This window comes from Serratia sp. CY29653 (genome assembly GCF_052169255.1).
Classification (GTDB): domain Bacteria; phylum Pseudomonadota; class Gammaproteobacteria; order Enterobacterales; family Enterobacteriaceae; genus Serratia; species Serratia sarumanii.
In genome coordinates this window covers 180,265-206,775 of the sequence record NZ_JBJNLC010000007.1, presented here as the reverse complement: position 1 = coordinate 206,775, position 26,511 = coordinate 180,265, and the positions used below count along the sequence as shown (strand labels likewise).

23 protein-coding genes are annotated in these 26,511 nt (G+C 60.0%); 12 read left to right on the top strand and 11 right to left on the bottom strand.

Going from position 1 to position 26,511, the window contains the following annotated elements; all coding sequences use genetic code 11:
- Positions 1 to 6: 6 nt before the first annotated feature.
- A complete protein-coding gene (locus tag ACJ8HN_RS23045; RefSeq protein WP_197772260.1) occupies positions 7 to 2,085 on the top strand; it encodes a YccS/YhfK family putative transporter in 2,079 nt (692 codons plus the stop codon).
- Between the two features lie 40 nt (positions 2,086 to 2,125).
- Here ACJ8HN_RS23045 and argD read toward each other — a convergent pair whose 3' ends face one another.
- From argD to ACJ8HN_RS23030, 3 genes are all read right to left on the bottom strand, one after another.
- The gene (argD, locus tag ACJ8HN_RS23040; protein ID WP_033654865.1) at positions 2,126 to 3,343 is read right to left on the bottom strand and encodes a bifunctional acetylornithine/succinyldiaminopimelate transaminase; all 1,218 of its coding nucleotides are present in this window, start codon (positions 3,341 to 3,343) and stop codon (positions 2,126 to 2,128) included.
- A 131-nt stretch (positions 3,344 to 3,474) separates the two neighbouring features.
- A complete protein-coding gene (locus tag ACJ8HN_RS23035; protein ID WP_033654864.1) occupies positions 3,475 to 4,050 on the bottom strand; it encodes an aminodeoxychorismate synthase component II in 576 nt (191 codons plus the stop codon).
- Between the two features lie 72 nt (positions 4,051 to 4,122).
- Positions 4,123 to 5,649 carry a helicase HerA-like domain-containing protein gene (locus ACJ8HN_RS23030; RefSeq protein ID WP_039569209.1) on the bottom strand — a complete coding sequence of 509 codons (1,527 nt, stop codon included), beginning with the start codon at positions 5,647 to 5,649 and terminating at the stop codon, positions 4,123 to 4,125.
- Between the two features lie 210 nt (positions 5,650 to 5,859).
- On the opposite strand from ACJ8HN_RS23030, the gene ACJ8HN_RS23025 reads away from it, so the two are divergent.
- Positions 5,860 to 6,129, top strand: coding sequence for a hypothetical protein (locus ACJ8HN_RS23025; protein WP_033654862.1), 270 nt, complete (start codon positions 5,860 to 5,862; stop codon positions 6,127 to 6,129).
- Positions 6,130 to 6,146: 17 nt separating this feature from the next.
- Complete coding sequence (locus ACJ8HN_RS23020) at positions 6,147 to 6,308, top strand: type II toxin-antitoxin system RelE/ParE family toxin (RefSeq protein ID WP_223915493.1); 162 nt, start codon at positions 6,147 to 6,149, stop codon at positions 6,306 to 6,308.
- A gap of 116 nt (positions 6,309 to 6,424) precedes the next feature.
- Here ACJ8HN_RS23020 and btsR read toward each other — a convergent pair whose 3' ends face one another.
- The 3 genes from btsR to ppiA all read right to left on the bottom strand — a co-directional run bounded on the left by btsR (position 6,425) and on the right by ppiA (position 9,561).
- Positions 6,425 to 7,150 carry a two-component system response regulator BtsR gene (gene btsR / locus ACJ8HN_RS23015; RefSeq protein WP_033654861.1) on the bottom strand — a complete coding sequence of 242 codons (726 nt, stop codon included), beginning with the start codon at positions 7,148 to 7,150 and terminating at the stop codon, positions 6,425 to 6,427.
- On the bottom strand, positions 7,150 to 8,835 hold the full coding sequence (locus ACJ8HN_RS23010) for a sensor histidine kinase (protein ID WP_033636285.1): 1,686 nt from the start codon (positions 8,833 to 8,835) through the stop codon (positions 7,150 to 7,152). The genes btsR and ACJ8HN_RS23010 overlap by 1 nt, the downstream gene beginning before the upstream one ends.
- 156 nt (positions 8,836 to 8,991) lie before the next feature.
- Complete coding sequence (gene ppiA / locus ACJ8HN_RS23005; protein ID WP_033636286.1) at positions 8,992 to 9,561, bottom strand: peptidylprolyl isomerase A; 570 nt, start codon at positions 9,559 to 9,561, stop codon at positions 8,992 to 8,994.
- Between the two features lie 353 nt (positions 9,562 to 9,914).
- On the opposite strand from ppiA, the gene ACJ8HN_RS23000 reads away from it, so the two are divergent.
- From ACJ8HN_RS23000 to ACJ8HN_RS22980, 5 genes are all read left to right on the top strand, one after another.
- On the top strand, positions 9,915 to 10,253 hold the full coding sequence (locus ACJ8HN_RS23000) for a PTS lactose/cellobiose transporter subunit IIA (RefSeq protein ID WP_047571717.1): 339 nt from the start codon (positions 9,915 to 9,917) through the stop codon (positions 10,251 to 10,253).
- Positions 10,250 to 11,557 (top strand): 6-phospho-beta-glucosidase, encoded by a 1,308-nt coding sequence (locus tag ACJ8HN_RS22995; RefSeq protein ID WP_442524015.1) that lies wholly within the window; start codon positions 10,250 to 10,252, stop codon positions 11,555 to 11,557. Before ACJ8HN_RS23000 ends, ACJ8HN_RS22995 begins: the two co-directional genes overlap by 4 nt.
- A gap of 73 nt (positions 11,558 to 11,630) precedes the next feature.
- Complete coding sequence (locus ACJ8HN_RS22990) at positions 11,631 to 12,611, top strand: LacI family DNA-binding transcriptional regulator (protein WP_033654859.1); 981 nt, start codon at positions 11,631 to 11,633, stop codon at positions 12,609 to 12,611.
- 191 nt (positions 12,612 to 12,802) lie between these two features.
- Positions 12,803 to 13,987, top strand: coding sequence for an MFS transporter TsgA (gene tsgA, locus ACJ8HN_RS22985; RefSeq protein ID WP_033636290.1), 1,185 nt, complete (start codon positions 12,803 to 12,805; stop codon positions 13,985 to 13,987).
- A gap of 355 nt (positions 13,988 to 14,342) precedes the next feature.
- Positions 14,343 to 15,365, top strand: coding sequence for a YdcF family protein (locus ACJ8HN_RS22980; RefSeq protein ID WP_442524014.1), 1,023 nt, complete (start codon positions 14,343 to 14,345; stop codon positions 15,363 to 15,365).
- 48 nt (positions 15,366 to 15,413) lie between these two features.
- Here ACJ8HN_RS22980 and ACJ8HN_RS22975 read toward each other — a convergent pair whose 3' ends face one another.
- Positions 15,414 to 16,982, bottom strand: a complete 1,569-nt coding sequence (locus ACJ8HN_RS22975; protein WP_442524013.1) for a phosphodiester glycosidase family protein — start codon at positions 16,980 to 16,982, stop codon at positions 15,414 to 15,416.
- 346 nt (positions 16,983 to 17,328) lie between these two features.
- Positions 17,329 to 18,597, bottom strand: coding sequence for a cytosine deaminase (locus ACJ8HN_RS22970; RefSeq protein ID WP_442524018.1), 1,269 nt, complete (start codon positions 18,595 to 18,597; stop codon positions 17,329 to 17,331).
- Between the two features lie 303 nt (positions 18,598 to 18,900).
- Between ACJ8HN_RS22970 and nirB the strand changes: the two genes are divergently transcribed.
- From nirB to cysG, 4 genes are read left to right on the top strand one after another with little or no spacing between them, the layout of a single operon-like run.
- Complete coding sequence (gene nirB, locus ACJ8HN_RS22965; protein ID WP_442524012.1) at positions 18,901 to 21,450, top strand: nitrite reductase large subunit NirB; 2,550 nt, start codon at positions 18,901 to 18,903, stop codon at positions 21,448 to 21,450.
- Positions 21,447 to 21,773 (top strand): nitrite reductase small subunit NirD, encoded by a 327-nt coding sequence (gene nirD / locus ACJ8HN_RS22960; protein WP_063991685.1) that lies wholly within the window; start codon positions 21,447 to 21,449, stop codon positions 21,771 to 21,773. The genes nirB and nirD overlap by 4 nt, the downstream gene beginning before the upstream one ends.
- A 16-nt stretch (positions 21,774 to 21,789) precedes the next feature.
- On the top strand, positions 21,790 to 22,590 hold the full coding sequence (gene nirC / locus ACJ8HN_RS22955; RefSeq protein WP_442524011.1) for a nitrite transporter NirC: 801 nt from the start codon (positions 21,790 to 21,792) through the stop codon (positions 22,588 to 22,590).
- A gap of 50 nt (positions 22,591 to 22,640) precedes the next feature.
- A complete protein-coding gene (cysG, locus tag ACJ8HN_RS22950) occupies positions 22,641 to 24,044 on the top strand; it encodes a siroheme synthase CysG (protein ID WP_442524010.1) in 1,404 nt (467 codons plus the stop codon).
- A 50-nt stretch (positions 24,045 to 24,094) separates the two neighbouring features.
- On the opposite strand, the gene trpS is transcribed toward cysG, so the two are convergent.
- From trpS to rpe, 3 genes are read right to left on the bottom strand one after another with little or no spacing between them, the layout of a single operon-like run.
- Positions 24,095 to 25,102 (bottom strand): tryptophan--tRNA ligase, encoded by a 1,008-nt coding sequence (gene trpS, locus ACJ8HN_RS22945; protein ID WP_025304534.1) that lies wholly within the window; start codon positions 25,100 to 25,102, stop codon positions 24,095 to 24,097.
- A gap of 2 nt (positions 25,103 to 25,104) precedes the next feature.
- Positions 25,105 to 25,803, bottom strand: a complete 699-nt coding sequence (locus ACJ8HN_RS22940; RefSeq protein ID WP_004930322.1) for a phosphoglycolate phosphatase — start codon at positions 25,801 to 25,803, stop codon at positions 25,105 to 25,107.
- A complete protein-coding gene (gene rpe / locus ACJ8HN_RS22935) occupies positions 25,796 to 26,473 on the bottom strand; it encodes a ribulose-phosphate 3-epimerase (protein WP_004930320.1) in 678 nt (225 codons plus the stop codon). The genes ACJ8HN_RS22940 and rpe overlap by 8 nt, the downstream gene beginning before the upstream one ends.
- Positions 26,474 to 26,511 lie beyond the last annotated feature (38 nt).

Here is a 26,511-nt window from a genome sequence, read left to right as displayed (position 1 = left end):
TCTGCCATGTGGCGCCGCCTGATCTACCACCCGGAAATCAACTACGCACTGCGACAAACGCTGGTGTTGTGCCTGCCGGTGCTGTTCGGCCTGCTGATAGGCCAGCTGCAGCTCGGCCTGATGTTCTCTCTGGTGCCCGCCTGCTGCAATATCGCCGGTCTGGACACGCCGCATAAGCGCTTCTTTAAACGGCTGGTGGTTGGCGGCTCGCTGTTCGCCTTCAGCAGCGTGCTGCTGCAACAGGCACTGCTGTGGCACGTGCCGCTGCCGGCGCTGATGCTGGGCCTGGCGCTGCTGCTCGGCGTCACCGGTGAAATCAGCCCGCTGCACGCCCGGCTGTTGCCGGCGGCGCTGGTGGCCGCCATCTTCGCCCTCAGCACGGCCGGCACGGTGCCTCTCTGGCAGGCACCGCTGCTGTACGCCATCGGCACCGTCTGGTACGGCTTATTCACCTGGTTCTGGTTCAAGCTGTGGAAAGAGCAGCCGATGCGCGAGACCCTGAGCCAGCTCTACCTGGAACTGGCGGACTATTTCGAAGCCAAATACTCGCTGCTGACCCAGCACACCGATCCGCAAACCGCGCTGCCACCGCTGCTGGTGCGCCAGCAAAAGGTGATGGATCTGATCAGCCTGTTGTACCAACAGCTTAATTTCCTGCCGCACGCCAACAACCTCGAGCAAAAGCGCCTGCAGCGCGCCTTTCAGGTGGCGATGGACCTGCAGGAGCACATCACCGTCAGCCTGCATCTGCCGGAGGAGGTGCAAAAACTGGTGGAGCAGAGCCAGGCCGAAGCAATCATTCGCCGCAACGCTCAGGTGATCGCCGGCCGGCTGCGCGTAGTGGCGCACGATATTCTCTATCATCAACATTCGAAGCGCTTCTCCATGGCCCACGAGCTGGCGGCGCTGGAAAAAATGGCGGCGCAGCATCCCGATAACCCGGTCGGCCAGTTTTGTTATTACCACTTCAGCCGCATCGCCCGCCTGCTGCGCACCCAGCATCCGCTGTACCGCCGCGACCTGATGCCCGGCCAGCACCGCCTGCCGTTTTGGCCGGCGCTGGCCAGCTATCTGTCGTTCAAGTCCACCGCCCTGCGCAACGCCGCGCGGCTGGGCGTGACGCTGGCAGTCGGCAGCAGCCTGGGTGCGGTGTTCAATCTGCCGAAGCCTTACTGGATCCTGCTCACCATCATGCTGGTGAGCCAAAACGGGTATAACGCCACCCGAGTGCGTATTCAGCACCGTGCGCTGGGCACGATTGCCGGGCTTTTGCTGGCGGCCGGGCTGCTGCAGCTGCAGCTGCCGGAAGGCGAAACGCTGAGCATCATGTTGGTGATCACGCTGCTGGCCTACCTGGTTTCGCGCAAGAACTACGGGCTGTCGGTGATTGGCTTTACGGTCACGGCGGTTTACACCCTGCAGCTGCTGGCGCTGAACGGCTCGCATTTCCTGGTGCCGCGCCTGATCGATACGCTGATCGGCTGCGTGCTGGCGTTCGGCGGCACCATTTGGCTGTGGCCGCAGTGGCAAAGCGGGCTGCTGCGCAAGAATGCCCATCAGGCGCTGGAGCACGATCAAACCGCGCTGCGGTTGATGCTGGAACAGCCGGAACCGGACGCCACCGCGTTGGCCTATACCCGCATGCAGGTCAACCAGGCGCACAATGCGCTATTCACCTCGCTCAATCAGGCGATGCAGGAGCCGGGGTTCGCGTCGGACTATCTGGCGGACATGCGGCTGTGGGTCACGCATAGCCAGTTCATCGTCGAGCACCTGAACGCCATGACCATTCTGGCGCGCGAACACTACATGCTGACGCCAAAACTGGCGGAAGCGTATCTGCAGGCCTGTGAAATCGCGCTGCAAAGCTGCCAACAGCGGTTGGAATACGACGGCCCGAGCAGCGGCAACAGCGGCATCATGCAGCCGCCGGATCTGCATCCGGAGATGCCCGTTACCGAGATGGAGCGCCATCTGCGGCGCATTCTGTCGCACCTGAGCGTGATGCACACCATTTCTTCGCTGGCCTGGCGCCAGCGCCCGCACCACGGCATTTGGCTCAAGCGCAAACTGCGCGATCAATAAGGGCGCGGCATGCCGCGCCCCGTTATATGCCGCGCGGGCGTCAGGCGTTGATCACATCCTGCACCGCCAGCTCGAACAGCGCCATGCCGGCCTCGATATCCTGCAGCTCCACCACCAGTGACGGCGCGAAACGAATCACGTTCGGCCCGGCGTTGAGGATCATCAACCCGCGCGCGGCGGCGGCGGTGAGGAAGTCGCGCGCTCTGCCGTGATAATGCGGCGTCAGCTCGGCGCCAATCAGCAACCCCATGCCGCGAATCGCGGTGAAAATACCGTATTTATCGCCGATATGCTGCAAAGCCTGCACATACAGCGCATGACGCTGCTCGATGCCGCTCAGCACCTCCGGCGTATTGATCACGTCCAGCGCCGCCTCCGCCACCGCGCAGGCCAACGGGTTGCCGCCATAGGTGGTGCCGTGGGTGCCCACCTGCATCACCGACGCGATCTCTTCGGTAGTCAGCATGGCGCTGACCGGGAAACCGCCGCCCAGCGCCTTGGCGGTGGTGAGAATATCCGGCGTCACGCCATAATGCATATAGGCGAACAGTTTGCCGCTGCGCCCCATGCCGCTTTGCACTTCGTCGAACACCAGCAGCGCCTGATGTTGGTCGCACAGCTCGCGCACGCCTTTGAGGAAGCCGGCATCGACCGGCGTAATGCCGCCCTCGCCCTGAATCGGCTCCATCACCACCGCGCAGGTGTGGTCGTCCATCACCGCCTTCACCGCCGCCAAGTCGTTGAACGGCACGTGCACGATGTCGGCCGGCTTCGGCCCGAACCCGTCGGAATATTTGGCCTGCCCGCCCACCGACACGGTGAACAGCGTGCGGCCATGAAACGCGTTATAGAAGGCGATGATTTTGGTTTTGTAGGGGCTGTGGCGGGTGATGGCGTAATGACGCGCCAGTTTGAACGCCGCCTCGTTGGCCTCTGCGCCGGAGTTGGCGAAGAACACCCGATCGGCGAAGGTGGCGTCGATCAGTTTGCTCGCCAGGCGCAGCGCAGGCTCATTGGTGAAGACGTTGCTGGTATGCCACAGGGTTTCGCCCTGGCGTTTGAGCGCCTCGACCAGCGCCGGATGGCAGTGCCCCAGCGCCGTCACCGCGATGCCGCCGGAAAAATCGATGTACTCTTTTCCCTGTTGATCCCAGACCCGGCTGCCTTGGCCGCGCACCGGCACAAACTGGGCAGGTGCATAAACAGGCAGGATCACCTGGTCAAAGGTGCTGCGGCTCACTGCGGATTTTTCAGTCATTTTCGGCTCCACCCTGAAGGTTTTTCAGCGCTATCGTAATGTCATATTGAAAACATAATCACTAAATATGCATAAAAAACCAATCGAGCGCAAACGCAAAACGCCTGGCGAGCGAAAAAAACGCATCGGGATTAACGCTGAAGGAAATTATCCAGCAGCTGGTGGCCCTGCTCGCTGAGCACGCTTTCCGGATGGAACTGCACGCCTTCCAGCGCCAAAGTGCGGTGGCGGATGCCCATGATCTCGTCGCGCACGCCGTCGCGTTCGCTCCAGGCGGTCACTTCAAAACAGTCCGGCAGCGTATCGGCTTTCAGCACCAGCGAGTGGTAGCGGGTCACGGTCAGCGGATCGCTCAGGCCGCGAAACACGCCGACGCCCAGATGACGAATCGCCGAGGTTTTGCCGTGCATCACCGCGCGGGCGCGCACCACCTCGGCGCCGAACGCCTGCCCCAGCGCCTGGTGCCCCAGGCACACGCCGAGGATCGGCAGTTTGCCGGCGAAATGACGAATGGCGGCCAGCGAGATACCCGCTTCGTTCGGGGTGCAGGGGCCAGGGGAAATCACCAGATGCTGCGGCGCCAGCCGCTCGATATCGGCCAGCTGCAGCTCATCGTTGCGCTTCACCAGCACCTCGGCGCCCAATTCGCAGAAGTACTGGTAAAGGTTATAGGTAAAGGAGTCGTAGTTATCGATCAGCAGCAGCATGTTAGGTCCGGCAGAGAAAAATGCCGCCACAGTGTACTGATTTAACCCGCCGCTGCCGACGATAATTTCCGCTTACTTTTTACGGCCGCCGGTGATCGAGCCCAGCACGCCGCGCAAGATTTGGCGGCCGAGATCGCGCGCCATGCTCTTGGCGGCGGTCTGGACAATGCCGTCGCGCTTGCCGCCGCGCGGGCCGGTGGAACCGAACAGCAGCTCGTTCAGGCCGTCCATCAGGCCGCCGCCCGCCTGCTGTTGTTGCTGTTGCGCCTGCGGTTGCTGCCCCTGCTGCGGGGTGCCGACGGTGGCAAAACCGCCCGACGATAGCTTCTCGTAGGCGGACTCGCGGTCAATCATATCCTCATAGCGGCCATACAGCGGCGACTTGTTGATCGCACTGTTCAGCCCTTCCGCGCCGAGCATGCCCATTTTGGATTCCGGCGCGATCACCATCGCCCGCTCCACCACGTTCGGCCGGCCCTTCTCGTCGAGGAATGACACCAGCGCTTCACCCACGCCCAGCTCGGTGATCGCCGTTTCGGCATCGAAGGCCGGATTGGCGCGCAGGGTTTGCGCCGCCGTCTTCACCGCCTTCTGATCGCGCGGCGTGAAGGCGCGCAGCGCATGCTGCACGCGGTTACCCAGCTGGCCCAGCACGCTGTCCGGGATGTCCAGCGGGTTCTGGGTGACAAAGTAAATGCCGACGCCTTTGGAGCGGATCAGGCGCACCACCTGTTCGATCTTGGTCAGCAGCGCCGCCGGCGCGTCGTTGAACAGCAGGTGCGCCTCATCGAAGAAGAACACCAGCTTCGGCTGTTCAGGGTCGCCCACTTCCGGCAGGTGCTCGAACAGCTCGGCCAGCAGCCACAGCAGGAACACCGAATACAGCTTCGGCTGATTGATCAGCTTGTCCGCCGCCAGCAGGTTGATCACGCCGTGGCCGTTGGCGTCGGTTTTCATCAGATCGTTGATGTCGAGCATCGGCTCGCCGAAGAACTGGTCAGCGCCCTGCTCTTCCAGCGTCAGCAACCCGCGCTGAATGGCGCCGATCGACGCGGCAGAGATATTGCCGTACTGGGTCTGGAATTGTTTGGCGTTGTCGCCGACGAACTGCAGCATGGTGCGCAGATCCTTCATGTCCAGCAACAGCAGCGCGTTGTCATCGGCGATCTTGAACACCAGCTGCAGCACGCCGCTTTGCACCTCGTTCAGATCCAACAGGCGCCCCAGCAGCAGCGGCCCGAGATCGGAAATCGTGGCGCGGATCGGGTGCCCCTTTTCACCGTAAATATCCCACGGGATAATGGTGCAGGCCTGCGGCTGCCAGTCGCTGACGCCGATCGCCGCCAGGCGCGCCTGCAGTTTCTCGGAAGGCACGCCCTCGGCGCCGATGCCGGACAGATCGCCCTTCACGTCCGCCAGGAACACCGGCACGCCGATGCGCGAGAACTGTTCGGCCATTTTCTGCAGCGTCACCGTCTTGCCGGTGCCGGTTGCCCCGGTGATCAGCCCGTGGCGGTTGGCCAACGCCGGCAAAATCACCAGATCCTGCTCCGGTTTTCCGTCTTTCATCGCTTTGGCGATAATCCGTGGTTCACTCATTTTCTGTTCCTTTGACGCTGACGCGGCGCGAAACGCGCCTGTGGATGCAATAAAGCTATAAGCGCCGCGTAACCCCGTCAAGGACAAACAAAATGGGCGCCGTCGGGGCCTGATGAATTCAGATTGCGCTTAGCGTCAAAGCGCCTTTGCTTGAACAATAAAGCACCAGTGCTATAGTGAGCATTACGCTGTATATACGAGGTAAATACCATGTCTGAATCTACCGTGGTAATCCGCGTGGATGAAGAGTTAAAAACCGCTTTCGCCAGCGCGGCAAAGGCCGCCGATCGCACGGCTTCGCAACTGCTGCGTGATTTCATGCGCGAGTTTGTCAGCCGCCAGGCGCAACAGGAAGAGTACAACCAGTGGTTAAAGGAAAAGGTCGAGGTAAGCCGTAAGGCGTTGCGTGAAGGCAAATTCGCCGACGATGAAGAGGTGGCCGCTTATTTCGCCGAACGCAGAGCCAAATCAACGCGATAAAACACAAAAGGACTTTTGTGAAACTGACATGGACGGAACCCGCCATCGCCGATCGTCTGGCGATTTATGAATGGTTGGAACTTAAAAATCCGGCCGCCGCCGCAGAAAATGATGCAAAAATCGCTGACGCGGCGGCACGCCTCGTGCATCATCCGCCAGCGGGAAAACGGGGCGGATAGCCGGTACGCGCGAGCTGGTCATCTCCCCGTCCTATTTGCTGGTCTATGAATGGGCGGCTCAACGCGTCATCGTATTGGCCATCGTGCATACTCGCCGTCGGTGGCCGCCGGCATAGTCACCCCCGCAGCCCCAACTGCTCCTTCAGCGTCTTCAAATAGCGCCGGCTGACCGGCACCGGATCGCCGGCCGACATGATCATCTCCGCCGCGCCGCCCTCTTCGAAGCGGATCTCGCGCACCTGCTCCAGATTGACCAGATACTGCCGATGGCAGCGCACCAGCGGCGTGCGGCTTTCCAGCGTGCGCAGCGTCAGCTCGGTGAAACACTCCATGCCGTCGCTGCGCACCACGAAGACCCCGCTCAGTTTGGAGCGGATCGCCAGCACTTCGTCGAAGCGCAGCAGATAGATGCGGCTGTGGCCGGTGCAGGGAATGTATTTCAGGTAACCGGCGCTCTCTTCCAGCGCCGTCACGTCCTGCGGCGCACTGCGCTGCCGCAGACGTTGCAGCGTCTTGCTCAGCCGCTTCGGCTCCGCCGGCTTCAGCAGGTAGTCGAAGGCGTGCTCCTCGAACGCCTGCACCGCGTATTCGTCGTAGGCGGTCAGAAACACGATGTGCGGCATGCGGTTGGGATCCAGCATGCCGACCATTTCCAGCCCGCTGATGCGCGGCATCTGGATATCGAGAAACACCACGTCCGGCTGCAGCCGGTGGATCTGGCTGATGGCTTCAATGGCGTTGGCGCACTCGCCGATAATCGCGATCCCCGCTTCAGCTTCCAGCAGGTGGCGCAGGTTGTCGCGCGCGGAAGGTTCATCGTCAACAATCAGTGCGTTTAACATCAGGCGGCCCTCTCCATGGGAACATTGAGCGTAATGCGGGTGTAGGCGTCCGGTCGGCAATCCACCTGCACGCCATAGCCTTCGCCGTAGCGCACGCGAATGCGTTTATCCACCAGGTTCATCCCCAGCCCGCTGCAGTTCGGTTTCGGCTGGAACAGCCCGGCGTTGTCCGTCACCTGCAGCAGCAGATGCTCCCCTTCGCAGCAGGCGCCGATTTCGATGCGGCCCACGCCCAGCAGATGCGAGGTGCCATGCTTGATGGCGTTCTCGACGATCGGCTGCAGCGAGAACGCCGGCAGCCGCACCGCCAACAGCGCCTCCGGCAGCGATACCGCGATCTCCAGCCGATCGGCGAAGCGCGCTTTCTCGATCTGCAGGTAGGCGTTCACGTGTTCAATCTCGTCCGCCAGGCTGACTTCGTCATCGGAACGTTTGAGGTTTTTACGAAAGAAGGTCGAGAGAGACTGCACCAGATCGCAGGCGCGTTCGCCATCGCGGCGGATCACCGCCACCAGAGTATTCAAGGCATTGAACAGGAAATGCGGATTGACCTGCGCATGCAGCAGCTTGATCTCCGACTGCGCCAGCAGCTGCTTGTGGCGCTCGTACTGTCCGGCCATGATCTGCGCCGACAGCAGGCTGGCGATGCCTTCGCCCAGCGTACGGTTGATGGTGCTGAACAGCTGGCTTTTCGGCTCATACAGCTTGATGGTGCCGATCACCCGCTGATTTTCGCCGCGCAGCGGGATCACCAGCGTCGATCCCAGCTTGCAGGCAGGATTGATCGAGCAGCAGTAAGAGAGCTGATTACCGTCGGCGTACACCACCTCGTTGTTGTCGATGGCGCGATGCGAATGCACCGAGGCGATCGGCGTGCCCGGCAGGTGGTGGTCGTCGCCGATGCCGATAAACGCCAGCAGCTTGTCGCGATCGGTGATCGCCACCGCGCCGATGCCCAGCTCCTGATAGATCACCCGGGCGACCTTCATGCTGTTCTCCTGATCGAAGCCCTGCCGCAGGATGCCCTCGGTGCGCTCGGCGATCTTCAGCGCCTTGGAAGAGAAGGCGCTGGTGTATTTTTCGAACATCGCGCGCCTATCCAGCAGGATTTGCATGAACATCGCCGCACCGACGGTATTGGCGATCATCATCGGCAGCGCGATGTGCTCCACCAGCTGCAACGCTTCGTCGTAGGGGCGCGCCACCGCCAGGATGATCGCCATCTGCAGCACTTCCGCCACCAGCGCCACGCCGCCGACAAACAGCGGATTGAACAGCAGCTCGATGCGCCCGCGGCGCATGGCGATGCTGTGTACGATGCCGCCGACCAGGCCTTCCGACACCGTGGAAATCGCGCAGGCCACATCGGTCATGCCGCCGAGCGTATACCGGTGCAGGCCGCCGGTCAGCCCGACCAGAAAGCCCACCGACGGCCCGCCCAGCAGACCGCCCAGGACCGCGCCTATCGCGCGGGTGTTGGCGATCGAATCCTGAATGTGCAGCCCGAAGTAGGTGCCCATGATGCAGAACACCGAGAAGATCACGTAGCACAGCAGCTTGTGCGGCAGGCGGATGGTCACCTGCATCAGCGGGATGAACAGCGGGGTTTTGCTCAGCAGATAGGCGATAACGAGATAGACGCACATCTGCTGCAACAGCAACAGCACCTGGTTAAATTCATACATGGCAGCAACTCATCCAGAGACAACAAAGGGCGAACGCCGGATTTCCGGTCTGATTATTGTCTGCCGATTAGAGCATGAGGCGCGGGAGAAAACAGTGATGAAGGCAAGGCTTCGGGAGGAAGGAGCGGCCGACCCCAACGGGATCGGCCAAAAAACTTACGGCAGCACCTTGGCCGACAGAATCACCACCGGTTTGGTCGGCACATTCTGGTAAGGGCCGACGTTGCCGGTCGGCACCTGGGCAATTTTGTCCACCACGTCCATGCCTTTCACCACTTTGCCGAACACCGCGTAGCCGAAGTCACGCTGGCCGTGATCCAGGAAGGCGTTATCCGCCACGTTCAGGAAGAACTGGCTGGTGGCGCTGTCCTTGTCGGCGGTGCGCGCCATCGAGATGGTGCCGCGCAGGTTGCGCAAGCCGTTGTCGGCTTCGTTCTTGATCGGCGCCTTGGTGGATTTTTGCTGCATGTCAGCGGTGAAACCGCCGCCCTGGATCATAAAGCCCGGGATCACGCGATGGAAAATGGTGTTGTTGTAGTACCCGCTGTTCACGTAATCGACGAAGTTCTGGGTGGAAACCGGTGCCTTCTGGCTGTCGAGCGCCAACTCGATATTCCCCGCCGAGGTCGTCAGCATGACGTGGGTCTCACCGGCGGCGAGTGCGGCTGGCGCCATCGCTGTGAGGGAACACAGCGCGACGAAGGTCACTAAAGTACGTTTGAACATTAACGGGTCCTTTCTCTGAGAGACAAACAACGGAAAAGCGCTTTGATTCTAAAGAGCTGTATCGGCAAGTACCAGCCATTTACCTATATTTACCCAATTACGGGACATATCCTAGGCGGCCCTGAATTTTGCTGCGGAAAGTATGGGCGCAGAAGGCTTTTTTGCCAACCGCATCACGCATTTTTTGCCCCGCGCCGCCCTGGGTTGATTTTTGCGATCTGCCTCCCAGTTTGCACACGCATTGCCGTTACTCTATATAAATGAGAGCGCTCTCATAATAAAAAGAGCGGATACTGAAGCATCCCACGGCGGCGTCGCCGCGCAACCCCTGGAGAAATGACGTGAGTGAACTGATGACTGAAGTCAGCCCCGAGTTTGAAAGCACCATCATGGAACTGCTGGTGTTCTCCGGCAGCGCGCGCAGCAATGCGTTGACGGCGCTGCGGCAAGCGCGCGCCGGCGACTTCGCCGCCGCGGCCAGGCACATGGCCGAGTCCAAAGAGTGGGTGAAGAAAGCACACCTGATCCAGACCGAGCTGATCGGCCTGGACGAAGGCTGCGGCAAACTGGCGATCAACCTGATCACCGTGCATGCGCAGGATCATCTGATGAACGCCATGGTGATCCAGGATCTGGCCGACGACATGATCGAGCTCTATCGCCGTCAGTCGCAGACGGAGGGCCGCCCATGAGCGTACTCAAAATCGCCGTGATCGGCGGCGGCAGCAGCTACACTCCAGAGCTGGTCGATGGGCTGATCCAGCGCATTGAGGAGCTGCCGGTCACCGAGCTGGCGCTGGTGGACGTCGAACCGGGCCGGCAAAAAGTGGAAACCATCGCCGCCCTGACCCGCCGCATGCTGGCGCGCCACGGGCTGGAGCAGGTGAAGGTCAGCGTGCACTTTGCGCTGGACAACGCCATTCGCGGCGCCGCCTTCGTGCTGACCCAGTTCCGCGTCGGGCAACTGCCGGCGCGCGCCGCCGACGAACGGCTGGGCCTGAAATACCAGTTGCTCGGCCAGGAGACCACCGGCGTCGGCGGCTTCGCCAAGGCGCTGCGCACCATCCCGGTGATGCTGGACATCGCTCGCCGGGTGGAAAAACTGGCGCCGGACGCCTGGATCATCAACTTCACCAACCCGGCCGGCATCGTCACCGAGGCGGTGTCCCGCTTTACCAAAGCGAAGATCATCGGCCTGTGCAACGTGCCGATCAGCATGCATCACATGATCGCCAACATGCTGCAGGCGCCTTACGCCGACGTGCAGCTGCGCTTCGCCGGCCTGAACCACATGGTCTGGGTGCATCAGGTCACGCAGCAGGGGCGCGACGTCACCGCCAAGGTGATCGACATGCTGTGCGACGGCGCGGCGCTGACCATGAACAACATCAAGGAAGAGCCCTGGCAGCCGGACTTCCTGCGCGCGCTCGGCGCCATCCCCTGCCCCTACCACCGCTATTTTTACCAGACCCGCGAGATGCTGGCGGAAGAGATGGCCGCCGCCGGCGAGCGCGGCACCCGCGCCGAGCAGGTGATGCAGGTGGAGAAAGAGCTGTTCGAGCTGTATGCCGATCCGCAGCTGAACACGAAACCGGAGCAGCTCAGCTTCCGCGGCGGTTCTTTCTATTCCGAAGTTGCGCTGGAGCTGATTCGTGCTATCCATAATAATCTCGGCACGCAATTAGTGGTCAACACCGCAAACCGCGGCGCAATCCATGGCCTGCCGGACGATGCTGTGATAGAAATCAACTGTATCGTTGATGCTCAGGGCGCGCACCCGCTGACCTTCGGCCCGCTGCCGGAGCCGATGCAGGCCCTGACGCAGCAGGTGAAAGCCTACGAACGCCTGACCATCGAGGCGGCGGTGCACGGCGATCGCCGCAGCGGGTTGCTGGCGCTGATCGCCAACCCGTTGGTGGGCAACGCCAACCTGGCGCAGCCGCTGCTGGAAGAAGTGTTGACGATAAACGCGCCGTATTTGCCGCAGTTCAGGTAAGCGGCTATACGCAGCCAGACAGGGGTTCGGCGCGCCGAACCCATTTTTTTAGCCGTAATTCAGGAGTGGGACGATGGTGACACTGGAAGATGTCGCAGCGCTGGCGGGCGTTTCGCGCGCCACCGTATCGCGCGTGGTGAATGGCGACAGCAACGTCAAGGCGCCGACCCGCGAGAAGGTTGAACGCGCCGTTGCCCAGCTCGGTTACACCCCCAACCCGGCGGCCCGCGCGCTCGCCTCCAGCCACAGCAATACCCTTGGGCTGGTCACCACCTCGTACCGCGGCGGCTTTTTCGGCGCGCTGATGGACTTCGTGCAGACCGAGGCCGAATCCCACGGCAAACAGCTGCTGGTGACCCAGGGCCGCAACAGCGCCGAAAACGAATGGCAGGCGGTGCAGCGGCTATTTAGCCTGCGCTGCGACGGCGTGATCCTGCACGTGCGTTTTCTCAGCGACGATCGGCTGCGCCAATTGGCGGCGGAGCAACGTGATTTCGTATTGCTCGATCGTCTGGTGCCGGGGCTGGAAGACCGCTGCGTCACCTTCGATCACCCGCTCGCCAGCCGCATGGCGACGCAGCAGCTGCTCGATGCCGGGCACCGGCGCATCGCCTGCATCAGCGGCCCGCGTGAACGCCCGTCGAGCCGCCTGCGGCTGCAGGGATTTGAAGAGGCGATGCAGGCGGCGAATATCGATCCGGTGGCCTGCCTGGAGGGCGTCTACGATCTGGAAAGCGGTTACCGCTGCGCCGATCGGCTACTGCGGCAAGCCGCGCGGCCCAGCGCCATCTACTGCTGCAACGAAGAGATGGCGATCGGCGCGCTGCTGGCGATCAACGAACACCGCCTGCGGGTGCCGCAGGATATCTCCTTGATCTGCTACGACAGCGGCGAACGCGCGCCTTTCGTGCGCCCGGCGTTGAGCAGCGTACATTTTCCCATCAGCGAGATGGCCCAATACGCGGCGCGCAGGTTGATCGACCCCGCCACCCCGGCGCACCGGTTTGAGCCGACGATCGTCAACCGTGATTCCGTTGTGACGGTACGCAAATAGATCACAATAATGCACACCGGCCCTTCATGGGTTACATCAAAAAATCGACAGCCATCACAAAAAATCCCGTTGTCTGTGCTAGGATCCGCCCCCTGGTGGCCTGATCGGGACTTTTTTCTGCGTTTGCCAGGAAAAGCCAGCGGCCTTATGCCAGCGTTAAAACCTCTAACAGACATATTCAGGCCTATACAATGAATGACAGTAACCGCATACGGCTTACCTGGATCAGCTTCTTTTCGTACGCGCTGACCGGTGCTTTAGTGATCGTCACAGGGATGGTGATGGGAAACATTGCAGAGTACTTTAACCTGCCGGTTTCCAGCATGAGCAACACCTTTACTTTCCTCAACGCCGGTATTTTGATTTCGATCTTCCTCAATGCCTGGCTGATGGAAATCATCCCGCTGAAGCGTCAGCTGATCTTCGGCTTTGTCCTGATGGTGCTGGCGGTCGCCGGGCTGATGCTCGGCAAGAGCCTGACCATGTTCTCGCTGTGCATGTTTATCCTCGGCGTGGTTAGCGGTATCACCATGTCGATCGGCACCTTCCTGATCACCCACATGTATGCCGGCCGCCAGCGCGGTTCGCGCCTGTTGTTCACCGACTCCTTCTTCAGCATGGCCGGGATGATCTTCCCGATCGTCGCCGCGATGCTGCTGGCCCGCCATATCGGCTGGTACTGGGTTTATGCCTGCATCGGCCTGCTGTACGTGGGGATCTTCGTGCTGACCCTGTGCTCCGAATTCCCGGTGCTGGGCAAGAAAGGCGCCGACGCCGGCCAGCCGGTCGAGAAAGAAAAATGGGGCATCGGCGTGCTGTTCCTGTCGATCGCCGCGCTGTGCTACATTCTCGGCCAGCTGGGCTTCATTCAGTGGGTGCCTGAGTACGCCACCAAGTCGTTCAACATGGACATCGGCCAGGCCGGTAAGCTGGTGAGCGACTTCTGGACCTCTTACATGGTCGGCATGTGGGTGTTCAGCTTCATCCTGCGCTTCTTCGATCTGCAGCGCATCGTGACCGTGCTGGCCGCACTGGCTACCGGCGCGATGTACCTGTTCGTCAGCACCGACAACCCGGAGCACCTGGGCTACTACATCATGGCCCTGGGCTTCGTTTCCAGCGCCATCTACACCACGCTGATCACCCTCGGCTCGCTGCAGACCAAGGTCTCCTCGCCGAAGCTGGTCAACTTTATCCTGACCTGCGGCACCATCGGCACCATGTTGACCTTCGTGGTTACCGGCCCGATCGTGGCGAAAGGCGGCGCGCACGCGGCGCTGACCACCGCCAACGGCCTGTATTTGGCGGTGTTCGTGATGTGCCTGCTGCTGGGCTTCGTGACCAAGCACCGCAGCCACGGCCACGTGACGCACTGATCCGCACACAGGGCTGAATTCATCGTCGTTGACTGATAATGCCCCTCTCCTTAGATAAATGCCGGCCGCTTCTACCTGGCCGGCATTTTTTATTCTCTCCTCTTTTCCATAAGCTGGGCCAACGCGCCCTGGGCCGGCGGCATAACCGAATTTCATCTCCAATTCGCGGGGTGACGGAGCGTGATTAAATTGGCATTGTATAAAATGCCAGCACCCTTTATATTTGAAAACTCCGATTAATAAAAAACAACACTGGCCTACCGGCGAATATCGCTCACTTAGCCATTTCACTTATCATTTTCACTCATTCGGCTCTAAAATATTACCATCAAATATATATAAAGGAATATCATAAATGAAGATTATATTTTATGCCTTGCTCTTATCTTTGATAAGCCATGCTCCCGTCTATGGTAAAAATGCGTCATTCACAACGGCTTCAGCCATTAATGCGCGTAACGCAACGCACCAATTTCTCTTAACTGCGAAAAACGCCTATGAGATTTATAACCTGGAAAAATTGGAAAATGCGCTATCCTCGGCTCACCAGAGTGCACCACAACGCCTGGACGTCCTATTTAGCCTGGGAAACACCTACATACTGCAAGGAAATATTAATAAAGCACTGGACGTCTACGCCGGAATAAATACCCAAACCGGTGGTGATATTGATGCGCTGAGCTATCTGGTGATGTACAAACACTACCTGGGGCAATCAATTACCAACGAAATGTCGGCCCTAAAGAAAATCAGTGCGCAGCGAGCAAAAGATGTGGCGACCATAATCGGCAATATCAATGAGCAATTAGCTATGCCAATAGCGGAAACACTCCCCGCCGGCTACAACACAGACAAGCCAGCGCTAATACTCACCTTAGGCTATGCATTAAAAGAGGATGGCGTCATGGATAATATATTGATAGACCGGCTGAAAAAAACCTTAGCCATGGCGAAAATGTTGCCTGAGGCTAAAATTATCGTAACGGGCGGTGTGCCGAGAAATGACAAAAGTGAAGGTATCGAAATGAAGCAATGGCTGATTGCCCAAGGAATAGACGAAAACAGGATAATTGCCGAAAACTACGCGACAGATACCGTAGAAAACTTTATTTATTCACGTTACATCATCAAACAAGCAAAACGAAATGACATTGTCATCGTCAGTTCCGCAACCCATGTGCGCAGGTGCCATGTCATTTTGCAATCCCTCGCCCTGGCCAAAGGAGAACACTATAACATCACAACCGTCGCGGCCCCAGACGCCTCCGAAGAAGAGATGAAATTCGAAGGGAAACGCAAACTGGGTATCTATCGTGATGCGCTGCGCGCCTATGGATTGTATATGATTTCGGCCGCACCTGAATTTTCGTTAAACTGATGGCGCGCTCCCGGATGACTCGCTGCCCGCCGGGAGTTATATCACTGTTCAGGGCTGGTTCAGTTCGATTCCCAACCAGGAAGGCACCGGTCGGGCATTCCCGTCGGGTTGTTTTATCGGCGAGCACCAAGCGCCAGAGTTAGGGCAGCTGCTCTTGGGCGCTTCGCCGCCGCCCCATTTTGCAATGCCGTTTTTGATAACCAATGCGGCGGAACCACCGCCGTCCAGTTCTACCGCCATCTTGGCTTCCAATGCCCGGAACAACGCGGTCAGATCCCCGCGGTCGACGCCGTCACGGTAGGCACCGCCGTGAAAAATATAGAGACGATCCTGCTTGTTATGGTAACCCAGGGCAATCCGGGTCGTTTGAGCCGGCCCGTTATCCGGCTGACCTTCTGGGCCGTCATCACGCCGTGGAATCAGCGAGGTTCCAGAAAAGGCCACAAACTGAGCCCTCATATTGCTTAGCCTATCGGCAAAACGCGTGGCTTCAGTACTAAACCGATCGGTGTTATTTACAATGTGCAACGGAATACCAAGCTGATTCATTTCCCAAAAAAGTGTGTCGACCGGCGCGGCTTTATTATGCTCATCGACGAAATGGCGCAGCCCGGGGAAATAGTCACCGGTTTCCAGCTCCGGCTGCGTTGCACCGTCTTTAACATTGTCATAGTACATACCAAGCGGCGTTGCACAACCGTTACTTATCCAGGTACTGCCACGTCTTTGCGGCCTGATATCAAAATAGTTAACGTTCAGCACAATATCGGGAAAAGCCAACCTTCCCCATGCGCCAACAGGGTAATAAATTTCATTAGATTGTTTAACCCCATCGTCCGTTGACGCATTGTCATTCTTTTCGCACCGTAGCGATGTCCGCTTTTTCATGTCCAACAGCAATGACGGCACCAATTTACTCACATTGGGAATAACCAGCAGTGTCCCATTTTGGTTATTGGCATAGTACTCGTCAATGCCTGAGCGCATTGGTATCTGATGGTCTTTATCAAAAGTGTATACGAATGGCGCATCTTTGTTTTTTTCTATCGCATCCGTCAGCTCCATTAAAACATTAGCGCCATCGGGACCAATATTTACGACTTTACTTAGACGAACATAGATATCATTACCGCTGCCTATTTTATCAGAATGTACGGTCGCGTTGAGAGTAAACGTATATTTCCCAGACCTTGGTGTTGGTATCACCCTGACGAATCGTTTATCCCTGCCAAATCCATATAACTGAAAGAGCTGCTGACTTTCTCGCCCTGTTTCGTCATGTTTTATGCCAACCAACAGGCTCAACTTATAAGGATCTTCCCAGTCGTACCAAAAACCCGTACTATAATCTTGATACTTGTTCACCCATAGAATTAAAACCATCTTCCCATCGACATATTTTTCACACATCGTGAACATGGCATACCTATATTCATTAGCCGAATATTTCTCTGTGGCACGCTTATCACAATTGGGATCCTGAATGTTTATGTCATCAAAATCATTGGTCGGATCCGTAACGCTACCTTCGCCAGCAGGCGCCGCATAACATGCCCCGCCAAAAACCAGGAAACTAAACAATGCTACGCGGCGTAAAATCATCATCAATCCTTGCATGTCAGACACCAATAAAGTTAATCACCAATCCCTGGAAATTAGATTACAACCCAATGAATATCCACAGAATTAAATAAAAACCCTCAAATCGTTGACTAAAATCAATATCAACAACCAATTATCCGACAAGAAGTGAAAATATAGGATAAAAATAACTAATGAGTCGCATTCCATGGTAAAAAACACACTTAAAATTATTTCAACGATTAATTATTAGATACTCCAGGTTATAAAGAGAATCATTAACCGGCCGAACGATAATGTACCTCGCGTTGCCGGAATTATCGCGAGAGGGGCGCCCACGACATATAATGTTCACCCTCATTGTCGCGGGCAAAGGAACCGGCTAACGCCGAAAATCCACCCTCTCATCCTGCTGCAAATACAGCGTGGTTTCCGCCGGCCGCGTTTCGGCGATCACCGCCCCCTGGCGAATCGAATAACGCACCGGCGTCTGGCGGCGCACCGCGTCGAAGCCGCTTTCCGCCGGCAGGATCACCAGGTTGGCGCTGTTGCCGGCCGCCAGGCCGTAGTCGCTCAGGTTCAGGGTGCGCGCGCTGTGGCTGGTGATCAGTTTCAGCCCGTCGTCGATCTGGCCATAGCCCATCAGCTGGCACACGTGCAGCCCCATATGCAGCACCTGCAGCATGTTGGCGGTGCCGAGCGGGTACCAGGGATCGAACACGTCGTCATGGCCGAAGCAGACGTTGATCTCCGCCTCCAGCATCTCCTTCACCCGCGTCACGCCGCGCCGTTTTGGGTAGCTGTCGAAACGCCCCTGCAGGTGAGTATTCACCAGCGGGTTGGCGACGAAGTTGATGCCGGACATTTTCAGCAGGCGGAACAGCCGCGAGGCGTAAGCGCCGTTGTAAGAATGCATCGCCGTGGTGTGGCTGGCGGTGACTTTCGCCCCCATCTCCAGCTTCAGCGCCAGTGCCGCCACGGTCTCGACGAAGCGCGATTGCTCGTCGTCGATTTCGTCGCAGTGCACGTCCACCAGCCGATCGTATTTTTGCGCCAGCGCGAACGCCTTGTGCAGCGACGCCACGCCGTATTCGCGGGTGAATTCGAAGTGCGGAATGGCGCCCACCACGTCGGCCCCCAGCCGCAGCGCCTCTTCAAGCAGCGCTTCGCCGTTGGGATAGGAAAGGATCCCCTCCTGCGGGAAGGCGACGATCTGCAGCGTCACCCAGGGCGCCACCTCCTGTTTCACCTCCAGCATGGCGCGCAGCGCGGTCAGTGAGGGATCGGAAACGTCGACGTGGGTGCGCACATATTGCACGCCGTTGGCGATCTGCCACTTGAGCGTTTGCCAGGCGCGCTGTTTGACGTCTTCATGGGTCAGCAACGCTTTGCGTTCGACCCAGCGCTCAATGCCCTCGAACAACGTGCCGGACTGGTTCCAGGCCGGCTGACCGGCGGTTTGCGTGGTATCCAGGTGGATATGCGGTTCGACGAACGCCGGCAACGCCAGCCCGCCCTGCGCATCCAACACGTCGCTGCGCCACTCCTGCCCTTCCGGCTGCGGCACCAGATGCGCGATGCGCCCCTGTTCGATCGCCAGTTGCCACAACCCTTCATGCCCGCTTAAACGCAGGTTGTCGATAAACTTCAATGGACGTGTCGCCACCCTTCACCTCTGCCGTTGCGCTGGTTTTCTTCATCATACTGGCAGCGGATCGCGCTGACAAAGTCGCCGTTTCATGCCTACCCCCTGCGTTTACTCCCTGCGGGGTAATTTGCAGGCAAACTGACTCGCTTCAGCTAAAGGTGAATAAAATCCGCAACTTATCAAAAAACCTGAAAAATCATCCACATACCACGTTAGAGGTATATAAGGGTGTCCTTGATTTGCATCAATAAATTGCCCATCGAGAGGGATAAGGTAAACCTAGGAAACCAGAATTTTGAGGCAATAATGAGCAGAGTCAAACTTGCCGTCGTCGGCAATGGCATGGTCGGCCACCGGTTCATCGAAGATCTGTTGGATAAAGCAAACAAAGACCAATTCGAAATCACCGTATTTTGCGAAGAACCGCGCATCGCTTACGATCGCGTGCACCTTTCCTCTTACTTCTCGCACCACACCGCCGAAGAGCTGTCGCTGGTGCGCGAAGGCTTTTACGAAAAACACGGCGTGAAAGTGCTGGTCGGCGAACGCGCCATCACCATCAATCGCGACGAGAAGGTGATCCACTCCAACACCGGCCGCACCGTCTATTACGACAAGCTGATCATGGCCACCGGCTCCTATCCGTGGATCCCGCCGATTAAAGGCTCGGATAGCCAGGACTGCTTCGTTTACCGCACCATCGAAGACCTGAACGCCATCGAAGCCTGCGCACGCCGCAGCAAACGTGGTGCGGTGGTCGGCGGCGGGCTGTTGGGGCTGGAAGCCGCCGGCGCCCTGAAAAGCCTGGGGGTGGAAACGCACGTGATCGAGTTCGCTCCGGTGCTGATGGCCGAACAGCTCGACCCGATGGGCGGTGACCAGCTGCGCCGCAAGATCGAGCGCATGGGCGTCAAGGTACACACCGGCAAAAATACCCAGGAGATCGTCAACGGCGGCGGCACGGCGCGCAAAACCATGCATTTCGCCGACGGCAGCCTGCTGGAAGTGGATTTCATCGTGTTCTCCACCGGCATCCGCGCCCAGGACAAGCTGGCGCGCCAATGCGGGCTGGAGATTGGCCGCCGTGGCGGCATCGCCATCAACGACAGCTGCCAGACGTCGGATCCGGACGTGTACGCCATCGGTGAGTGCGCCGCCTGGCGCGATCGCACCTTCGGCCTGGTGGCGCCGGGTTACAAAATGGCGCAGGTGGCCGTCGATCACCTGCTGGGCCGCGAAAACGGCTTCCAGGGCGCCGACATGAGCGCCAAGCTGAAGCTGCTGGGCGTGGACGTCGGCGGCATCGGCGATGCCCACGGCCGCACCGAGGGCGCCCGCAGCTACGTTTATCTGGATGAAAGCAAAGAAGTCTACAAACGCATCGTGGTCAGCGCCGACAACAAAACCCTGCTCGGCGCGGTGCTGGTGGGCGACACCAGCGACTACGGCAACCTGCTGCAGCTGGCGTTGAACGGTATCGAACTGCCGGAAAACCCGGACGGCCTGATCCTGCCGGCCCATGCGGGCAGCAAACCGGCCATCGGCGTGGATTCGCTGCCGGAAAGCGCGCAGATCTGCTCCTGCTTCGACGTCAGCAAAGGCGACATCATCCAGGCGGTCAACAAAGGCTGCCACACCGTGGCGGCACTGAAGGCAGAAACCAAGGCCGGCACCGGCTGCGGCGGCTGCATCCCGCTGCTCACCCAGGTGTTGAACGCCGAGCTGAGCAAGCAAGGCATCGAGGTCAACCATCACCTGTGCGAACACTTCGCCTACTCGCGCCAGGAGCTGTTCCACCTGATCCGCGTCGAAGGCATCAAGTCGTTCGAGGCGCTGCTGGCCAAATACGGCAAAGGTTACGGCTGCGAAGTGTGTAAACCCACCGTCGGCTCGCTGCTGGCCTCGTGCTGGAACGAATACATCCTCAAGCCGCAGCATACGCCGCTGCAGGATACCAACGACAACTTCCTCGGCAATATCCAGAAAGACGGTACCTACTCGGTGATCCCGCGCTCCGCCGGCGGCGAAATCACCCCGGACGGCCTGCTGACCATCGGCCAGATCGCCAAGGAGTACAACCTCTACACCAAAATGACCGGCTCGCAGCGCATCGGCATGTTCGGCGCGCAGAAAGACGATCTGCCGGCCATCTGGCGCAAGCTGCTCGCCGCCGGCTTTGAAACCGGCCACGCGTATGCCAAGGCGCTGCGCATGGCGAAAACCTGCGTCGGCAGCACCTGGTGCCGCTATGGCGTCGGCGACAGCGTCGGCTTCGGCGTCACGCTGGAACATCGCTACAAAGGCATCCGCACCCCGCACAAAATGAAGTTCGGCGTCTCGGGCTGTACCCGTGAATGCGCCGAGGCGCAGGGCAAGGACGTCGGCATCATCGCCACCGAGAACGGCTGGAACCTGTATGTCTGCGGCAACGGCGGCATGAAACCGCGCCACGCCGACCTGCTGGCCGCCGACCTCGATCGCGAGACGCTGGTGCGCTACCTCGACCGCTTCATGATGTTCTATATCCGCACCGCCGATAAGCTGCAGCGCACCTCGGTGTGGCTGGAGAGCCTGGAAGGCGGCATCGATTACCTGCGCAAGGTGATCGTCGACGACAAGCTCGGCATCAACGACCAGCTGGAAGCGGAGATCGCCCGCCTGCGCGATGCGGTGATTTGCGAGTGGAAAGAGACCGTCGAGCATCCGGAAACGCAGCTGCGCTTCGCCCACTTCATCAACAGCCCGCTGCGCGATCCGAATGTGCAGGTGGTGGCCGAACGCGACCAGCACCGCCCGGCGCGCCCGGACGAGCGCATTCCCGTCACCCTGATCGATACCGAGGAGAGCCACGCATGAGCCAGTGGATTACCGTTTGTCCCGTCGCCGACATTCTGCCCGGCACCGGCGTGTGCGCCCTGATCGGCGATCGGCAGGTGGCGGTGTTCCGCCCCTATGCCGACGAACAGGTGTTCGCCATCAGCAATATCGACCCGTTCGCCCAGGCCAGCGTGCTGTCGCGCGGCCTCATCGCCGAGCATCAGGGCGAGCTGTGGGTCGCCAGCCCGCTGAAAAAACAGCATTTCCGCCTGTACGACGGCCACTGTCTGGAAGACGACAGCCGTTCCGTCGCCCGCTTCGCCAGCCGGGTGGTCGACGGTATCGTGCAAGTCGCGGCATAACCTTTCGGGGGGCAACATGTTTACCGACACGATCAACAAATGCGCCGCCAACGCGGCGCGCATCGTCCGCCTGGCGAAGGAGAGCCCGCTCGGCTTCTGGATCAGCTCGGCGATGGCCGGCGCCTACGTCGGCCTCGGCATCATCCTGATCTTCACCCTCGGCAACCTGGTCGACCCAAGCGTGCGGCCGCTGGTGATGGGCGCCACCTTCGGCATCGCGCTGACGCTGGTGATCATCGCCGGTTCCGAGCTGTTCACCGGCCATACGATGTTCCTGACGCTTGGCGTCAAGGCCGGCACCATCCGCCAGAGCCAGATGTGGGCGGTGCTGCCGCAAACCTGGCTCGGCAACCTGCTCGGCTCGGTGCTGGTGGCGCTGATGTATTACTACGGCGGCGGCAGCCTGCTGCCGGTGGATACCAGCCTGGTGCACAGCGCCGCGCTGGCGAAAACCACCGCGCCGGCCGAAGTGCTGTTCTTCAAGGGGGTGCTGTGCAACTGGCTGGTTTGCCTGGCGATTTGGATGGCGATCCGCGTAGAAGGCGCCGCCAAGTTCATCGCCATTTGGTGGTGCCTGCTGGCCTTTATCGCCTCGGGTTACGAACACTCCGTCGCCAACATGACGCTGTTCGCCCTCTCCTGGTTCGGCAACCACAGCGAGGCCTACACCCTCGCCGGCATCGGCCACAACCTGCTGTGGGTGACGCTGGGCAATATCCTGTCCGGCTCGGTGCTGATGGGTCTGGGGTATTGGTACGCCATGCCGCGCGCCGAACGCCCGCAGGCGGCGAAAGCCGCCGCACGTCAGACCGCCTGAGTTTTCGGGGGCGCACTTCGCCCCCACACTGATTATCCCGAGGAGTGCCGATGGACTACCTGCCGATTTTCTGCCAACTGCAACATAAAGCCTGCCTGTTGGTGGGCGGCGGCGAGATCGCCGAACGCAAGGCGCGCCTGCTGCTGGACGCCGGCGCAGCGCTGACCGTCAACGCCGTGGACTTCACCCCGCAGTTCCGCCTGTGGGCGGAAGAAGGCCGGTTGACGCTGGCCGAAGGCGAATTCAGCCCGGCCCTGTTGGCGGAAAAATGGCTGGTGATCGCCGCCACCGACCGGTTGGAGGTCAACGCACTGGTGTATCAGTGCGCCAACCAGCAACGGGTGTTCTGCAACGTGGTGGACGATCCGAAACGCGCCAGCTTTATCATGCCGTCGATTATCGATCGTTCGCCGATCATGGTCGCGGTGTCCTCCGGCGGCAAAGCACCGGTGCTGGCGCGGCTGCTGCGCGAGAAGCTGGAAGCGATGCTGCCGCAGCACCTCGGCAAGCTGGCCCAGTTGGGCGGCTCGCTGCGGCAGCGGGTAAAACAACGCTTCAGCAGCCTCGGCGCGCGCCGTCGCTTCTGGGAACGATTATTCGCCCACGATCGGCTGGCGCAGTCGCTGGCCAACGACGATACCACGCAGGCCGAACGCCAGCTCGAGCAGTTGTTCAGCGAACAGCCGGAAGATCGCGGTGAAGTGGTGCTGGTGGGCGCCGGGCCGGGCGATGCCGGCCTGCTGACGCTGAAAGGGCTGCAGCAGATCCAGCAGGCCGACGTGGTGGTTTACGACCGGCTGGTCTCCGAAGAGATCATGACGCTGGTGCGCCGCGATGCCGAGCGTATCTTCGTCGGCAAACGCGCCGGGCACCACTGCGTGCCGCAAGAGCAAATCAACCAAATCCTGCTGCAGCAGGCGCAGCAAGGCAAACGCGTAGTGCGCCTGAAGGGCGGCGATCCCTTTATCTTCGGCCGCGGCGGCGAAGAGCTGGAGACGCTGGCAGACGCCAACGTGCCGTTCTCGGTGGTACCGGGCATTACCGCCGCCTCCGGCTGTTCCGCCTACAGCGGCATCCCGCTCACCCATCGCGACCATGCGCAAAGCGTCCGCCTGGTGACTGGCCACGCCAAGACCGACGGTGGATTGGATTGGGCGACGCTGGCCGCCGGGCAACAGACGCTGGTGTTCTATATGGGGCTGTCGCAAGCGGCGGAAATCCAGCGCCAGCTGATCGCACACGGATTGCCGGCCGACACGCCGGTGGCGCTGGTGGAAAACGGCACCTCCTGCCGCCAGCGGGTGATCGAAGGCGAGCTCGGCCAACTGGGCGCCTTGTCCCTGCAGGCCGCCAGCCCCAGCCTGATCATCGTCGGCAGCGTGGTCGGCCTGCGCAGCAAGCTCAACTGGTTCGCCAGCGAGGCACCGCCCGCCGACCTGGCGCAAATGGCGTGATCCCGACATAAAAAAAGCGGCCTGTGGCCGCTTTTTTATTTGCGCCGGCATTATGCCTGCGGCGGTACGAAACCGACGGCCTGATAGACCTTCGCCAGGGTTTCCTGCGCGCGTGCGCGGGCCTTGGCGGCACCGTCGCGCATGACCTGCTGCAGATAGGCTTCGTCGTTACGGAAGCGGTGATAACGCTCCTGCAGCTCGCCCAGCATGCCGGAAACGGCTTCCGCCACCGCGCCTTTCAGGTGGCCGTACATCTGGCCTTCGAACTCGGCTTCCAGCTGCGCGATGCTCTTGCCGGTCACGCCGGCGAGAATATCCAGCAGGTTGGAGACGCCCGCTTTGTTGACCACGTCGTAACGCACGACAGGCGGCTCTTCCGAGTCGGTCATTGCGCGCTTAATCTTCTTGGTCACCGCTTTCGGATCTTCCAGCAGGCCGATCACGTTGTTGCGGTTATCGTCCGACTTGGACATCTTCTTGGTCGGCTCCTGCAGCGACATCACGCGCGCGCCGGATTTAGGAATAAACGGCTCCGGCACTTTGAACACGTCGCCGTACAGCGCGTTGAAACGCTGGCCCACGTCGCGGCTCAGTTCCAGGTGCTGTTTCTGGTCTTCGCCCACCGGCACCTGGTTGGTTTGATACAGCAGGATATCCGCCGCCATCAGCACCGGATAGCTGAACAGCCCGGCGTTGATATTCTCCGCGTAGCGCGCGGATTTGTCCTTGAACTGCGTCATGCGGCTCAGTTCGCCGAAATAGGTGTAGCAGTTCAGCACCCAGCTCAGCTGCGTGTGCTCAGGCACGTGCGACTGCACGAAGATAGTGCTTTTTTCCGGATCGATACCGCAGGCCAGGTACAGCGCCAGCGTATCCAGCGTGGCCTTGCGCAGTTTCTCGGCGTCCTGGCGCACGGTGATGGCATGCAGATCGACGATGCAGTAGATGCAGTCGTAGTCGTCCTGCATCTGCACCCACTGACGCAGCGCACCCATGTAGTTGCCGATGGTCAGTTCGCCGGACGGCTGCGCGCCGCTAAATACGATGGGCTTACTCATGTTTAAATTTCCTGATTCTCTAAAGATGACAGCCCAAGAGCGGGCAACAAATCGGCGAAGCGCTCCAACACCCGATCGGGGTGGCTCAGGGCGATCGATTCACCATAGTTATAACCGTAGGTAAAGCCGACGCTTGGGCAACCGGCACCCTGCGCGGCTTGAATATCGTTGCGCGAGTCGCCGACGAACAGCAGTTCATGCGCGCGCAGCCCCAGCTTGCCGAGCACCAGGTACAGCGGCGCCGGGTGCGGTTTCTTTTCCGTCACGTCGTCGCCGCCGATCACCAGCGAGAAATAGTCGCCAATGCCCAACGATGCCAGCAGCGGCGCCACGAACGGCGTCGGCTTATTGGTCACCAACGCCATCGGGTAACCGTGCGCGGCCAGGCGGGCCAGCGTCTCTTGCACCTGCGGGAACAGGCGGCTGCCGCTGTCGACGGTCTGCGCGTAGAAATGGTCGAAGCGTTCACGCAGCCGGCTGCACTGCTCCGGCGTGCCTTCCGCTTCCGCCCAGCGCAGCGCGCGTTGCACCAGCACGTCGGCGCCGTTGCCGATCCAGGTGCCGACCCGTTCCTCACCCGCTTGCGGCAGGCCCGTCTCTTCCAGCGCCATATCGATGGCGGCTGCCAGACCCGGCGCGCTGTCGACCAGCGTGCCGTCCAGATCGAAGGCCAATGCGCGGATCGCGCCGAAATCAGCCATGGGTAACCTTCGCCAGCTCGCTGCGCATCTCGTCGATCACCTTGCGGTAGTCCGGCTGGCCAAAGATGGCGGAACCGGCGACGAACATATCGGCGCCCGCGGCGGCGATTTCGGCGATGTTGTCCACCTTCACCCCGCCGTCGACTTCCAGGCGGATATCGCGGCCGCTGTCGTCAATCAGCTTGCGCACCTGGCGCAGCTTGTCCAGTGTGCCGTGAATGAACGACTGGCCGCCGAAGCCCGGGTTAACCGACATCAGCAGGATCACGTCGATTTTATCCATCACGTAATCGAGGTAGCTCAGCGGCGTGGCCGGGTTGAACACCAGGCCGGCTTTACAGCCGTGCTCTTTGATCAGCTGAATGGTGCGATCGACATGCTCGGAAGCTTCGGGGTGGAAAGAGATATAAGACGCGCCGGCCTTGGCGAAATCAGGCACGATGCGATCCACCGGCTTGACCATCAGGTGCACGTCAATCGGTGCGGTAATGCCGTAGTTGCGCAGCGCTTCGCACACCATCGGGCCGATGGTCAGATTGGGCACGTAGTGGTTGTCCATCACGTCGAAGTGCACCACGTCGCCGCCTGCGGCCAGCACGTTGGCGGTATCTTCACCTAACCGGGCAAAATCTGCCGACAGAATGGACGGGGCAATCAAAAACTTTTTCATCCGCTTCTCCAAACGTAGGGTCGAGTTGTTATGCGCCG

Excerpts from the sequence above, each read along its gene's own strand:
- ppiA (WP_033636286.1), bottom strand. The coding sequence starts at position 9,561 with ATGTTCAAACGTACTTTAGTGACCTTCGTCGCGCTGTGTTCCCTCACA.
- ACJ8HN_RS22995 (WP_442524015.1), top strand. The coding sequence starts at position 10,250 with ATGAGCGTACTCAAAATCGCCGTGATCGGCGGCGGCAGCAGCTACACT.
- ACJ8HN_RS22975 (WP_442524013.1), bottom strand. The coding sequence starts at position 16,982 with ATGCAAGGATTGATGATGATTTTACGCCGCGTAGCATTGTTTAGTTTC.
- ACJ8HN_RS23035 (WP_033654864.1), bottom strand. The coding sequence starts at position 4,050 with ATGCTGCTGCTGATCGATAACTACGACTCCTTTACCTATAACCTTTAC.
- tsgA (WP_033636290.1), top strand. The coding sequence starts at position 12,803 with ATGAATGACAGTAACCGCATACGGCTTACCTGGATCAGCTTCTTTTCG.
- rpe (WP_004930320.1), bottom strand. The coding sequence starts at position 26,473 with ATGAAAAAGTTTTTGATTGCCCCGTCCATTCTGTCGGCAGATTTTGCC.
- ACJ8HN_RS22980 (WP_442524014.1), top strand. The coding sequence starts at position 14,343 with ATGAAGATTATATTTTATGCCTTGCTCTTATCTTTGATAAGCCATGCT.
- cysG (WP_442524010.1), top strand. The coding sequence starts at position 22,641 with ATGGACTACCTGCCGATTTTCTGCCAACTGCAACATAAAGCCTGCCTG.
- ACJ8HN_RS23000 (WP_047571717.1), top strand. The coding sequence starts at position 9,915 with ATGACTGAAGTCAGCCCCGAGTTTGAAAGCACCATCATGGAACTGCTG.
- trpS (WP_025304534.1), bottom strand. The coding sequence starts at position 25,102 with ATGAGTAAGCCCATCGTATTTAGCGGCGCGCAGCCGTCCGGCGAACTG.
- ACJ8HN_RS23045 (WP_197772260.1), top strand. The coding sequence starts at position 7 with ATGTGGCGCCGCCTGATCTACCACCCGGAAATCAACTACGCACTGCGA.
- ACJ8HN_RS23030 (WP_039569209.1), bottom strand. The coding sequence starts at position 5,649 with ATGAGTGAACCACGGATTATCGCCAAAGCGATGAAAGACGGAAAACCG.
- ACJ8HN_RS22990 (WP_033654859.1), top strand. The coding sequence starts at position 11,631 with ATGGTGACACTGGAAGATGTCGCAGCGCTGGCGGGCGTTTCGCGCGCC.
- nirD (WP_063991685.1), top strand. The coding sequence starts at position 21,447 with ATGAGCCAGTGGATTACCGTTTGTCCCGTCGCCGACATTCTGCCCGGC.
- argD (WP_033654865.1), bottom strand. The coding sequence starts at position 3,343 with ATGACTGAAAAATCCGCAGTGAGCCGCAGCACCTTTGACCAGGTGATC.
- ACJ8HN_RS23025 (WP_033654862.1), top strand. The coding sequence starts at position 5,860 with ATGTCTGAATCTACCGTGGTAATCCGCGTGGATGAAGAGTTAAAAACC.
- nirB (WP_442524012.1), top strand. The coding sequence starts at position 18,901 with ATGAGCAGAGTCAAACTTGCCGTCGTCGGCAATGGCATGGTCGGCCAC.
- nirC (WP_442524011.1), top strand. The coding sequence starts at position 21,790 with ATGTTTACCGACACGATCAACAAATGCGCCGCCAACGCGGCGCGCATC.
- ACJ8HN_RS22940 (WP_004930322.1), bottom strand. The coding sequence starts at position 25,803 with ATGGCTGATTTCGGCGCGATCCGCGCATTGGCCTTCGATCTGGACGGC.
- btsR (WP_033654861.1), bottom strand. The coding sequence starts at position 7,150 with ATGTTAAACGCACTGATTGTTGACGATGAACCTTCCGCGCGCGACAAC.
- ACJ8HN_RS23010 (WP_033636285.1), bottom strand. The coding sequence starts at position 8,835 with ATGTATGAATTTAACCAGGTGCTGTTGCTGTTGCAGCAGATGTGCGTC.